The 12,822-nt window shown below is 65.5% G+C and carries 9 protein-coding genes; 6 read left to right on the forward strand and 3 right to left on the reverse strand.

Going from position 1 to position 12,822, the window contains the following annotated elements:
* Positions 1 to 159 precede the first annotated feature (159 nt).
* Complete coding sequence (locus J3S28_RS24640) at positions 160 to 1,464, forward strand: DoxX family protein (protein WP_207843598.1); 1,305 nt, start codon at positions 160 to 162, stop codon at positions 1,462 to 1,464.
* A gap of 54 nt (positions 1,465 to 1,518) precedes the next feature.
* Here the strand turns inward: J3S28_RS24640 and J3S28_RS24645 are convergent, their stop codons facing one another.
* Positions 1,519 to 3,204 (reverse strand): putative PEP-binding protein, encoded by a 1,686-nt coding sequence (locus J3S28_RS24645; protein ID WP_207843599.1) that lies wholly within the window; start codon positions 3,202 to 3,204, stop codon positions 1,519 to 1,521.
* 161 nt (positions 3,205 to 3,365) lie between these two features.
* On the opposite strand from J3S28_RS24645, the gene J3S28_RS24650 reads away from it, so the two are divergent.
* The 5 genes from J3S28_RS24650 to J3S28_RS24670 all read left to right on the forward strand — a co-directional run bounded on the left by J3S28_RS24650 (position 3,366) and on the right by J3S28_RS24670 (position 9,943).
* Complete coding sequence (locus J3S28_RS24650) at positions 3,366 to 4,133, forward strand: DeoR/GlpR family DNA-binding transcription regulator (RefSeq protein ID WP_207843600.1); 768 nt, start codon at positions 3,366 to 3,368, stop codon at positions 4,131 to 4,133.
* The gene (locus tag J3S28_RS24655; RefSeq protein ID WP_207843601.1) at positions 4,130 to 5,110 is read left to right on the forward strand and encodes a 1-phosphofructokinase family hexose kinase; all 981 of its coding nucleotides are present in this window, start codon (positions 4,130 to 4,132) and stop codon (positions 5,108 to 5,110) included. Before J3S28_RS24650 ends, J3S28_RS24655 begins: the two co-directional genes overlap by 4 nt.
* An 80-nt stretch (positions 5,111 to 5,190) precedes the next feature.
* Entirely contained in the window at positions 5,191 to 7,236 is a 2,046-nt protein-coding gene (locus J3S28_RS24660) for a PTS fructose transporter subunit IIABC (RefSeq protein WP_207843602.1), read from the forward strand.
* 45 nt (positions 7,237 to 7,281) lie between these two features.
* On the forward strand, positions 7,282 to 7,539 hold the full coding sequence (locus J3S28_RS24665; protein ID WP_207843603.1) for an HPr family phosphocarrier protein: 258 nt from the start codon (positions 7,282 to 7,284) through the stop codon (positions 7,537 to 7,539).
* Positions 7,540 to 7,690: 151 nt separating this feature from the next.
* Positions 7,691 to 9,943 (forward strand): HelD family protein, encoded by a 2,253-nt coding sequence (locus tag J3S28_RS24670; protein ID WP_504970640.1) that lies wholly within the window; start codon positions 7,691 to 7,693, stop codon positions 9,941 to 9,943.
* Here J3S28_RS24670 and J3S28_RS24675 read toward each other — a convergent pair.
* Both J3S28_RS24675 and uvrB read right to left on the reverse strand, forming a co-directional pair.
* Complete coding sequence (locus J3S28_RS24675) at positions 9,931 to 10,377, reverse strand: universal stress protein (RefSeq protein ID WP_084835914.1); 447 nt, start codon at positions 10,375 to 10,377, stop codon at positions 9,931 to 9,933. The two genes, J3S28_RS24670 and J3S28_RS24675, sit on opposite strands and share 13 nt — an antisense overlap.
* 211 nt (positions 10,378 to 10,588) lie before the next feature.
* On the reverse strand, positions 10,589 to 12,748 hold the full coding sequence (gene uvrB, locus J3S28_RS24680) for an excinuclease ABC subunit UvrB (protein ID WP_207843604.1): 2,160 nt from the start codon (positions 12,746 to 12,748) through the stop codon (positions 10,589 to 10,591).
* Positions 12,749 to 12,822 lie beyond the last annotated feature (74 nt).

Genomic DNA, 12,822 nt, shown 5'->3' on the forward strand with positions numbered 1-12,822 from the left:
GACATCCGTGCGAGTGATCGGCAATACCCTTCCTTCCATTGTTTGAGGACTAGCCAAGCGGACTATTGGGTACCCCGGGCCCGCCAGGTCTATAGGCTCGACGGAGTCCGTCCGTTAAGCAGGTTCGACACAGACCAATGTCTTGAGGAGGCCCTTTAAATGCTGATCCGCCGAATTGCCCGTCCCTTGCTCGCGAGCGCGTTCATCGCCACTGGGATAGATGCGATCCGACGCCCAGAACAGCTAGCCGAAACCGCGCAGCCGTTCGTCGACAAGGCTAAAACCCAACTCCCCCCGCAGGTTGCCGATCTGATCCCCGCAGACGCACAGGTCGTCGTGCGGGTGAACGGAGCCGTGCACATCATCGGTGGTCTCGCTCTCGCCACCGGAAAATTCCCCCGCCTGGCCTCCTTGACCCTGGCCGGAGTCGTCATTCCCACGACACTGGCGGGCAACGACTTCTGGAACGAGACCGACCCCCACGAGCGCGCCGAGCAGCAGGCCCACTTCATCAAGAACCTCGGTCTCCTCGGCGGACTGCTGATCGCCACGGTCGACACCGAGGGCAAGCCGTCGCTGGCGTGGCGGGGTCGTAAGGCCGCAGCCGTCGCCGGAGACAAGGTCGTCGCGGTGCTGCCGTCTGGTTCCTCCGGGTCCACCGACGCGCTCGCAGACAAGGCCTCGCACCTCGCCGAGGTGGTCTCCGAACGCACGAGTGAACTGGCCGAGGTCGCTGCCGATCGCGGCGGCAAGTTCGCGGACGTGGCGTCCGACCGGGCGTCGGTGCTGGCACAGATCGCCTCCGAGAAAGCAGCCGCGTTCGCCGACGTCGCCTCTGAACGTGGTTCAGAGCTCGCCGAGGTCGCAGCCAAGCGCGGTTCTGAGTTTGCCGACGTCGCGACCAAGCGTGGTGCGGTGCTCGCCGGTGTCGCGTCCGAGCGGGCATCGGAGCTGGCTGATGTCGCGTCCAAGAAGGGCAGCAAGTTCGCCGACGTGGCAGTCGGCCAGACCGCTGCCCTGAGCAAGGCCGCGTCCAAGCGGCAGGCCAAGTTGGCCAAGCAAGCCGGCAAGAAGCAGGCCAAGCTCAGCAAGCGGGCTGACAAGAAGCAGACGGAGCTGATCAAGGCAGCCGCCAAGAAGCAGGCTGAATTGAGCAAGGTCGCTGCCAAGAAGCAGGCCACGCTCACTGCGCAAGCCGTCAAGAGCGGCGCGAACGCCAAGGGCGTCGCGGCCGAACGCAGTGCTGAGCTCGCGGATTCGGCATCGAAGGCATGGCAGTCGACCAACGGCTACGCCGAGCAGTACCTGGCGACTGCTCGCGAGAAGGCTCCGGTGGTCGCCGACTCTGCCCGCGTCTACGCGGCACAGCTCGCCGAACGGGCCGCCGATGAGAGCGTCAAGCTGTCCGGTCGGGCCAAGAAGCAGGCCAAGAAGGCACAGAAGGCTGCGGCCAAGTTCCAGTGATCTACCGACTGGATCCGTTCGACCTGTAGTTCTTTCGACCAGTGCGCGAGTAGTTCAGCCCAGTTCGGTCCGGGCGACTGCTCGCGCACTCGTCGGATCAGAGGTCTCCAAAACCGCTGCCGCCGCACGCTTACAGTCGTCCAGGGTCACCGATTCCAGCTTCGCACCGACTCCGGCGACCGCCGATGCCGCTGCCGACAGAGACGTGATCCCGAAGCCGACCAGGATGCACGCCAAGAGCGGGTCGGCGGCCGCCTCGCCGCAGACCCCGACGGGCTTGTTCACCGCCGCACCCGCTGCAGCAGTCCTTGCCACCAGGGAGAGCACTGCGGGCTGCCACGGGTCCGTCAGTTCGGCCAGTTCGGCCGACATCCGGTCCGCCGCCATCGTGTATTGCGCGAGATCGTTGGTTCCCACGGACAAGAAGTCGACGTGGTCGAGGATTCGCTCGGCCAACAGCGCCGCGGCCGGAACCTCGATCATCACGCCTGGGACCAGGCCGCGCTCGCGCACCTTTCCGGCGAACCACCTCGCCTCGGCTGCCGTCGCAATCATCGGCGCCATCACCCAGGGCGCACTTCTCAGCCCCACGGCAGCATCGACAATTGCGTCGAGCTGCCGATCCAGGATGCCGCTGTCTTTCGCGGCAATACGAATCCCCCGCACGCCCAGAGCCGGATTTGCCTCATCCGGGTGCTCCGCGAACCGCAGCGGTTTGTCCGAACCCGCATCCAGGGTCCTGATCACCATCTTCTTCTCGGGGAAGGCGTCCAGCACCTGGCGATAGATGGCCGCCTGCTCCGGAACGGTCGGCTCGGTCTCCCGGTCCAGGAAGCAGAGCTCGGTGCGGAAAAGTCCAACACCACCCGCCGCGGTCCCAGCAGCGACCCGCGCACCGGCGCCGTCCTGCACGTTGGCGAGCACATCCACCCGATGGCCGTCGGACGTCGTGCCCGGGCCCGTCCAGGCAGCAGTTCGCTCCGCGATCAGGCGATACTTCGCGACGGCCTCGATAGCGGCCTGCGGATCGGGCGAGACAGTCAGTTCGCCGGCCTCGCCGTCGAGCATCACCGGCGTACCGGTCTCGATGGCTTCCAGACCTACGACCGCGACGACACAAGGAATACCCAGCTGACGGGCGATGATCGCGGTATGGCTGGTCGGCCCTCCGAGCGAGGTGGCCAGCCCGACGATCATCGTGGGGTCGAGGCCCGCGGTGTCGGCGGGCGCCAGATCGTCGACGAGCAGGATCGACGGCACCTCGGGCACCGGGATCCCGGGTTCGGGCGCGCCGACGAGCTCGGCCAGCACCCGGTCGCAGACGTCGCGGAGGTCCGTCACCCGTTCGGCCATCAACCCGCCGAGCTTGGTGAAGAGAGCGGCGAACTGTTCGGTGGCGGCCAGTGCGGCCGAGGTGGCAGAGCTGCCGGCGGTGATGAGCTTCTCAGCGGCACCGAGCCAGCCACGGTCAGCGGCCATCGCGGCGTTCGCAGCGAGAACCTCGGACGCCGAACCGCTGGATACGGCTGCACGATCCTGCAGCCGCGTGGCGACGGCGGCGCTCGCGGACCGGAAGGCCTGCAGTTCGGCGTCGCGTCCCTCCTCGGGCACCACATCTGCGTTTATCTGCGGTTGGACGCGAGGCGCGGGCACAATCGCCGGCCCGGCCACCACTCCCGGGACCACAGGAGTGCCCTGCAGCACCCCTCGTGGGCTCTTCACCAGCGCGGATGTAGTCATACGACCTCCTTGAACGATCCCTGAGAGTGATGTGCGTACGACCACTCGTGTGTATCTCTGTGACACAGATTACCCAAAATCCTTGACAAAGCAATACGAACGGGCATAAAACAACATAAAGCAACGAAGCGAATCAACACAGCCCCACATTGGAGGACAGTATGTACGCAGAGGAGCGGCAGCAGGAAATGGCCGCACTGATTGCGCAGAAGGGCCGGATGTCGGTCGCGGATCTGTCCGAGCTCTACGGGGTCACCACCGAGACCGTGCGACGCGATCTCGCCACGTTGGACCGCTCCGGTGTCATCCGGCGGGTGCATGGCGGCGCAGTCCCCTCCTCGGCGTTCACGACCATCGAGCTCGGAACCGACGAACGCGAGCACGCGTACACGGGCGAGAAAGAGCGCATCGGCAAGGCCGCCATCGATCAGCTGCCCTCGGTCGGCGGAAGCGTGTTCGTCGACGCCGGCACCACCACCGCCCGGCTGGCCGCGCATTTGCCCACCGATAGCGACCTCGTCGTCGTCACCAACTCGATCCCAGTCGCCGCACGCGTCGCCGGACTCGGCGGGACGCGACTGCATCTCCTCGGCGGCCGGGTCCGCGGTATCACCCAGGCCGTCGTCGGCGACGACGCGATCCGGGCTCTGCGCTCGATGCGTCTCGACGTCGCCTTCGTCGGAACCAACGGCATCAGCCTCCGTCATGGCTTGTCAACCCCCGACAGCGACGAGGCAGCCATCAAGAGGGCCATGGTCGAAAGTGCGCATCGCGTTGTCGTGGTCGCCGATTCATCGAAGGTCGGCCGGGAAGACCTGATCAGCTTCGCCCCCATCGATCGCATCGACGTGCTCGTCACCGACACCGCCATCGCCGACCGAGATCGTAAAGAACTCACAGACAACGACATCGAGGTCGTGACCGCATGATCATCACCCTCACGGCCAACCCGAGCATCGACCGCACGGTCAGCCTCACCGAACCGCTCCGACGCGGTGCCGTCCACCGCGCCACCGGCGCGACGACCCACCCGGGCGGCAAGGGCGTCAACGTCGCACGCGTCATCACCTCGGCCGGAAAACCCTCTACCGCCGTGCTTCCCGGAAATCAGGGCGAACCGATCCTCGTCGCGCTCTCGGACGCCGGCATCGATCATCGCGGTATCGCCTACCCCGGAGCGGCACGTGTGAACCTCACTGTCACCGAGCCGGACGGAACGACAACCAAGATCAACGAACCCGGGGCCACGCTGCCCCCGGAGTCGATCAGCGCGTTGACGACCTGCCTGCAAGATCTCGCCTCCACCGCGGCCTGGGTCGTCCTGTCCGGGTCGCTGCCGCCCGGTGTACCCGACCGCTGGTACGCAGAACTGGTCGCGACGCTGCGCTCGGGAACGGCGCAGATCGCGGTCGACACCTCTGATGCCCCGCTGCTCGCCCTCGCCGCCGAATTCTCCTTTGCTGCACCTGATCTGATCAAGCCCAACGCTGAAGAGCTCGGACAGCTCACCGGTGTCGACGGACTTGCGCTCGAGGCGGCCGCCGAGCAGGGCGACCCGCTGCCGACGGCCCGCGCGGCGCGGTCCCTCGTCGACGGGGGCGGACCGCGAGCCGTGCTGGCCACGCTCGGCGCCGCCGGCGCAGTACTCGTCACCGACGAGGGCTCCTGGTATGCCACCACACCTCCGATCGCGCCTCGCAGCACGGTCGGCGCCGGCGATTCGTCGTTGGCCGGGTATCTACTCGCCGATCTGGAGAACGCCGGACCGGCTGACCGCCTCGCGAGAGCGGTCGCCTATGGAAGTGCCGCTGCTGCTCTGCCGGGTACGGCGCTGCCCAGTCCCCACCACACCAATCCCGAGGCCGTGACCGTCACAGCCCTCACCCCGCTCATCGGAAACCACTGATGGCCGGCCCCGTCACACACTCGACAGCTTCAGATCCGCAACTGCCGACTCCGAATCACCAAACACAAAGGGAACCAGCAATGTCCAATCCGACGATCAGCACCGGCTCGGCGCCGGCGATCATCAGCCCGCAACTGATCGCGCTCGACGCAGATCTGGGCGACAGCAAGGAAGCGGTGATCGACGCACTCGCGTCGCGCCTCGCCGCCGACGGCCGTTCCGACGACCCCTCGGCGCTCAAGGCTGCGGCCCTGGCCCGGGAAGCCCAGTCGGCCACAGGCCTACCCGGTGGCATCGCCATCCCGCACTGCCGTGATGCCTCCATCGCCGCGGCATCCCTCGGATTCGCGCGGCTCAGTCCCAAGGTCGACTTCGGCGCCCCGGACGGCCCCGCGGACCTCGTCTTTCTCATCGCCGCACCCGATGGCGCAGGCGCCGAGCACATGAAACTGCTCTCGAGCCTGGCCCGCGCATTGGTCAAGCCCGAGTTCGTGGCATCGCTACGCGCCGCCGCCACTCCGAACGACGTGGTCGCCCTGGTCGAGGATGTGCTGAAGCCTGCGGCACCGACCACGAAGGCCCCGGCCGCGCCGACAGAAGCGCCGCCTGCCACCCCGGTCCAGGACGATTCCCACTCTGCTCCCAACAAGACGATCGTCGCGGTCACCGCGTGCCCGACCGGCATCGCGCACACGTATATGGCAGCGGACTCCTTGGTTGCCGCCGGTGAGCGCGCCGGTGTGACCGTCCATGTCGAGACCCAGGGCTCGTCGGGTAGCACGCCCCTGCCGCCCGAGACGATCGCGGCCGCTGGTGCGGTCATTTTCGCGACTGACGTCGGCGTCAAGGGCAAGGAACGTTTTGCGGGTAAACCCGTTGTCGCCTCCGGCGTCAAGCGGGCCATCAACGAACCCGACGCGATGATCACCGAAGCGCTGCGCGCCGGACTCGACCCCACTGCCGCCAAGGTGGCAGGCGATGCGGTGGCGGACTCGTCAAGCTCCCCCTCCGGCGACGTTGGCTGGGGCACCCGACTCCGGCAGATCTTGCTGACCGGTGTGAGCTACATGATTCCGTTCGTCGCCGCCGGCGGCCTGCTCATCGCACTCGGCTTCCTCCTCGCCGGCTACGAGATCTCGGACAAGGCAGAGACGATCACGCTCGACAACTCGATCTTCGCCCTTCCCGACGGCGGCCTGAAGACCTACCTCGGAGCGGTGCTGTTTCAACTGGGCTCCCTGGCCTTCGGATTCCTGGTACCTGCACTGGCCGGCTACATCGCCTTCGCGATCGCTGACAGACCAGGCCTCGCACCAGGTTTCACCGCGGGTGCAGTCGCCGTGTTCGTCGGCGCAGGCTTCCTCGGCGGGCTCGTCGGTGGTCTGATCGCCGGCTTCGCGGCACTGTGGATCGGCCGGATCGGCGTTCCACAGTGGGCACGCGGATTGATGCCTGTGGTGGTCATCCCGCTGTTCGCATCCTTGGTGGTCGGTCTGCTCATGTTCATCGTGCTCGGCAAGCCGTTGGCCGCGATCACCGACGGACTCACCGACTGGCTCAACGGACTCACCGGCTCGTCTGTCATCCTGCTCGGCGTCATCCTCGGCTTGATGATGTGCTTCGACCTCGGTGGGCCGGTCAACAAGGCTGCCTATGCGTTCGCCGTCGCCGGACTGTCTGTCACCGACGAGGCATCCCTGCGGATCATGGCGGCCGTGATGGCAGCGGGTATGGTCCCACCGCTGGCCATGGCGTTGGCATCGACGATCCGGCCGAAGCTGTTCACCCCGGCCGAACGCGAGAACGGCAAGGCGGCCTGGCTTCTGGGTGCATCGTTCATCTCTGAAGGGGCCATCCCGTTCGCCGCGGCCGATCCGCTCCGGGTCATCCCGTCGATGATGGCGGGCGGCGCGGTCACCGGCGGTCTGATCATGGCGTTCGATGTAACTCTCAGCGCCCCGCACGGCGGCATCTTCGTCTCGTTCGCGATCGGCGGGATCGTGTGGTTCTTCCTCGCACTTGCAGCGGGCACCGCTGTGGCGGCACTCTGTGTGGTCGCTGCCAAACAACTGATCAAGCCCAGGGCCAAGGTGGCTGCGGAGGACAAGGTCCTCACCACCGCCTGATGTCCCGTCCCGATACTGTCAGCTCAACCATCTAGGAGAATCGAAATGCCAAGCACCAATGTTGTTGTCGGATCATCCGTCGGGCTGCACGCCCGTCCAGCAGCAGTGATCGCGGAGGCCGTGGCCGACGCCGGAGCGCCTGTGACGTTGGCTGTCGCGGGCGGCGAGCCGGTAGACGCCGGCTCAGCGCTGCTCATCATGACCCTCGGCGCCACGGCCGGCACCGAGGTCACCGTCGAGAGTGAAGATCAGGACGCCCTCGATACTGTCGTGAAGCTCGTGGCCTCCGACCTCGACGCCTGAATCTACGGCTAGAATCGTCTGACCAACGCGGTGGGCGGGGAACGTTTTCCCCGCCCACCGCGTTACCCTTTGGCACTATTTTTGCTTGCTGAAGAAGCCAGAGCCGAGGCGCAGTCATCACCACGCCGCGTGCCAGCTATCGAGGAGGACCGTGTTCGAGGCCGAACAAGAACATCTCGACCGGGTGTACGGCCGGCTTGATCGGATGCGACGTAATACGCAGTCACGGCTGTCGTCTGCGTTGCGGAACACCGGCGGGACGCCTCAGGCCCGTTCGGAGCGTGAGTCGTACGAGCGGCTGTACACCGACGACCTGACCAAATTCGATTCGGCGGAACACAATCTGTACTTCGGGCGTCTCGATCTCGAGGATGACGAGGTCCGCCGCATCGGTCGCATCGGCATCCTCGATGACGACGATCAGGACAGCACCCTGCTGCTCGACTGGCGTGCTCCGATGAGTAGGCCGTTCTACCTCGCGACCCCGGCCTCGCCGGAAGGCGTCCGTACCCGAAGCCACGTTCGCACCCGCAACCGCACGATCACGGCCGTCAACGAAGAGCGTCTCGACGATGCAGAGCTGATCGACGCCGACAGCACCGGGCACGGCGACGTGGTCAATGAATCTGCGCTCATCACTGCTCTCAACGCCGCCCGGACCGGGCAGATGACGGACATCGTCGAGACAATCCAGCGCGAGCAGGACGAGATCATCCGGTCCACCCACCGCGGGGTCTTGGTGGTGCAGGGCGGTCCCGGCACCGGCAAGACTGCCGTCGCACTGCACCGAGCCGCGTATCTGCTCTACACCTACCGCGAAACCCTCGCTCGCAGCGGCGTTCTCATCGTGGGCCCCAACGCGACCTTTCTGAACTACATCGGGCAGGTATTGCCGTCGCTCGGCGAGAGCGGTGTGCTGTTGTCCACCGTCGGCGACATGTATCCAGGCGTTCGCGCGCAGTTGACCGACAATTCGGCCGCCGCCACCCTCAAGGGGAGTCTCGACATCGTTGAGGTGCTGGGGCGTGCGGTGCGGGACCGCCAGGAACTGCCACAATCGCCCATCAACCTCAAGTTCGACGGATATCAGCTGACCATCAGCAGCAAACTGATCCAGCGTGCCCGCGGGCGGGCCCGGTCGTCGAGGCGGCCGCACAACCACGCCAGGTCGATCTTCCTGCGCTCCGCGTTCGATTCTCTCGCGCAGCAGCACGCCGATCGCATCGGTTCCAGCCTGCTCGACGGCTCACAGCTGTTGAGCAACAAAGACATCGCCGACATCCGTGATGAGATGAAGGCCGATCCGCAGATCGTGGCCGCGCTGTCCCACTTCTGGCCGCAGTTGTCACCGCAGGTGGTGCTGTCCGACCTGCTGACCTCCCCCGATCGCATCGCGTCCGCGACACCGAACTGGTCTGCTGCCGACCGCACGGCGGTTTTGCGCGACGAGCGCAATCAGTTCAGTGCCGCCGATGCGCCGCTACTCGACGAACTCGCCGAGATCATCGGCGTGGACGACGACGGGGACGAGGAGCGCGAGCGCGCGCAGTGGCGACAGAAGCTCTCGGACGCCCAGGACGCACTCGACATCCTGACCGGCTCTGCCCCACAGGATCTCGAAGACGAGCTGGACCCGGAGATCCTGATGGCGTACGACCTCATCGACGCCGAACAACTCGCCGCTCGTCAGACGAACCGGGTCGCGCTGACCACTGCGGAACGGGCGTACAGCGACCGCACCTGGACATTCGGCCATGTCATCGTCGACGAAGCCCAGGAACTCTCCGCGATGGCATGGCGAATGATCATGCGACGCATACCCAATCGCTGGATGACGGTGATCGGCGACACGGCGCAGACCGGCGACCCGGCGGGCACCACGTCCTGGGATTCGGTCCTGACGCCGTACGTGGCGAAGCGTTGGCGCAAGTTCGAACTGACGGTCAATTACCGTACGCCGCGGGAGATCATGGAGGTCGCAGCGCCGATCCTCGAGCAGATCGATCCGACGATGTCCGCACCGACGTCGATTCGTTCCAGCGGCAGACCGCCGACCTTCGAGCAGACATCGGCCGATGGTCTCGTTCCCGCCGCCCTGCGACTGGCCGACGAGGAGCTGGACGGGATCACCGCCATCATCGCTCCCGACGCCCTGGTCGAACAGATCCGAGCCCTCGGCACAGACGCGGCCGAAACGCCGGAGCTGTCGATTCTGACGGTCGCGCAATGCAAAGGTCTGGAGTTCGATCGGACCGTCGTCATCGAACCGGCCCAGATCGTCGCGCAGTCACAGCGCGGCTGGGGTGACCTCTACGTGGCGCTGACCCGGGCAACTCAGCAACTGGCCATCGTGCACAGTGCTGAGCTGCCCGAGCCCTTACGCGTTCGCTCTCAGACCGTGTGAACGATCAGGACGTCGCACTTCGACTTGCGGGCGACGTCCGCCGGAACCGAACCCAGCAGTCGGCCTGCAATGGAGTTCAGGCCCTTGTTACCGACGACGAGCAGGCCGGCCTTGCTGTCGGCGACGAGGTTCAGCAGGGCGTCCACCGGCGAACCGACCACGGGGCGGGTCTCGATGTTCCCTCCACCGGCAGCCACTGCCCTTTCCTTCGCCGTTCGCAGGATCTCTTCGGTAGGCGCGGATCCGTGAACTTGATACGCCTCTTCTTTCAGCACATCCGAAACTGCGGAAACGTCGCGGTCATCGGTCGGAAAGTAGGCGCAGGCAATGATCAACTTCGCCGAATCACCGCTGATGGCCCCCGCCTTCTCCACGGCCTTCATCGACGATTCAGAACCATCGGTTCCCACAACGACGGTCTGGTATGCGCTCATCCATTCCTCCATAAGTGTGTCTGTACTGACAGCCGGCTCACACCTGTGTGCGAGCACTTGCGATAGAGCTCCGCCCTTCGGCGTCGCCTTCCTCCGAGAGGGTATCCCGTAACGCGCGTTCGATTACTCGGTATCCGGCGACGTGCTGTCTCGCCACCACGCCGACCAGCGACGTCGAGTTGATGGTCACGCCGGTCACACATACTTCTGCCTACCGGATACCGGCGGCGTCCATCCCGCGTAGCTCCTTCTTCAAGTCGGCGATCTCGTCGCGCAGGCGTCCGGCAAGCTCGAACTGCAGGTCTCGAGCAGCATTCATCATCTGATCGGTGAGGGATGCGATGAGGTCGGCGAGGTCGGCGCGCGGCATCGCCGACACGTCCCTGCCGTCGAGCACCCCCGCGGAACCCGAGGCTCGACCCGGCTCGCCCTGTGCGCGTCGACCGCGACTGGAATTGCGTCCCGAGCCGCCGACAGCCACTGCGTTGTCCTCGGCTTCTTCGTAGACCTGGTCGAGGATGTCGGCGATCTTCTTGCGCAGCGGTTGCGGATCGACCCCCATCTTCTTGTTGTAGGCGATCTGCTTTTCGCGCCGCCTGTCGGTCTCGTCGATCGCATTACGCATCGAATCGGTGATCTTGTCCGCATACATGTGCACTTCGCCGGAGACGTTACGGGCCGCACGGCCGATGGTCTGGATCAAGCTGGTGGTGCTGCGCAGGAAACCCTCTTTGTCGGCGTCCAGGATGGCGACCAGTGACACCTCCGGAAGGTCCAAACCCTCACGCAGCAGGTTGATTCCGACCAGCACGTCGTACTCACCCGTGCGCAGTTGGCGGAGGAGTTCAACGCGCCGCAGCGTATCGACCTCCGAGTGGAGATACCGCACTCGGATACCCAGCTCGAGCAAGTAGTCGGTGAGGTCCTCCGACATCTTCTTCGTGAGGGTGGTCACGAGGATGCGTTCGTCCTTCGCCGTCCGCTCCCGGATCTCGTGGATGAGGTCGTCGATCTGCCCCTTGGTCGGTTTGACGATGACCTGCGGGTCGACGAGACCGGTCGGCCGGATGACCTGCTCGACGAACTCTCCGTTCGACTGCCCGAGCTCGTACTTGCCCGGTGTCGCCGACAGGTAGACGGTCTGACCGATCCGATCGACGAACTCGCTCCACGTCAGCGGCCGGTTGTCCACGGCGGACGGCAGCCGGAAACCGAAGTCGACCAGGTTACGTTTGCGCGACATATCGCCCTCGTACATGGCGCCGATCTGCGGAACAGTCACGTGGGATTCGTCGATCACCATCAGGAAATCATCCGGGAAGTAGTCGATCAGCGTCGCCGGCGCCGTTCCGGGCCCGCGACCATCGATATGCCGCGAATAGTTCTCGATGCCCGAACAGAATCCGACCTGCCGCATCATCTCGAGGTCATAGGTCGTCCGCATCCGCAGCCGCTGCGCCTCCAGCAACTTGCCTTTGCCCTCGAGGTCGGCCAGGCGCGCTTCGAGCTCCGCCTCAATCGACTCGATTGCCCTCTCCATACGCTCCGGACCTGCGACGTAGTGGGTGGCCGGGAAGATGCGCAGCTCGTTCACCTGACGCACGACGTCGCCGGTGAGCGGATGCAGGTAGTAGAGCGCCTCGATCTCGTCGCCGAAGAACTCGATCCGCACCGCGAGCTCCTCGTACGACGGGATGATCTCGACGGTGTCGCCGCGCACCCGGAAGCTTCCGCGGGTGAAGCTGACGTCGTTGCGGGAGTACTGGACGTCGACCAGCAACCGCAGCAGCGCGTCGCGGTCGACCTCCTGGCCGACCTCGAGGTTGACGGAGCGGTCCAGGTACGACTGCGGCGTACCGAGGCCGTAGATGCACGACACCGACGCCACCACCACGACATCGCGCCGCGACAGCAGGCTCGACGTCGCCGAGTGCCGCAGCCGCTCGACGTCGTCGTTGATCGACGAGTCCTTCTCGATGTAGGTGTCCGTCTGTGCGATGTACGCCTCGGGCTGGTAGTAGTCGTAGTACGAGACGAAGTACTCGACAGCGTTGTTGGGCAACATGTCTCGCAGTTCGTTCGCGAGCTGGGCAGCCAGGGTCTTGTTCGGCGCCATCACCAGGGTGGGACGCTGGACCTTCTCGATCAACCAGGCCGTGGTCGCGGACTTACCCGTGCCGGTGGCGCCGAGCAGGACGATGTCTTTCTCACCTTCACGCAGACGCCGTTCCAGGTCCGCGATCGCGGTCGGCTGGTCGCCCGCGGGTTGGTGATCACTGATCACCTGGAAGTCGGCACCCGTCCGCTCGATGTCCCCCACCGGTCGGAATTCCGAATGCGCGACGATCGGATGTTCTGCTGCAAAAGCCATACAACCAGAGTAAACGCGACCTCCGACATCGCGCGTGCGCCGACAGCGAACGCCCGTCTCGGGATAGGTTGTCG

The sequence above is a fragment of the Williamsia soli genome, from assembly GCF_017377795.1.
Classification (GTDB): Bacteria; Actinomycetota; Actinomycetes; order Mycobacteriales; family Mycobacteriaceae; genus Williamsia; species Williamsia soli.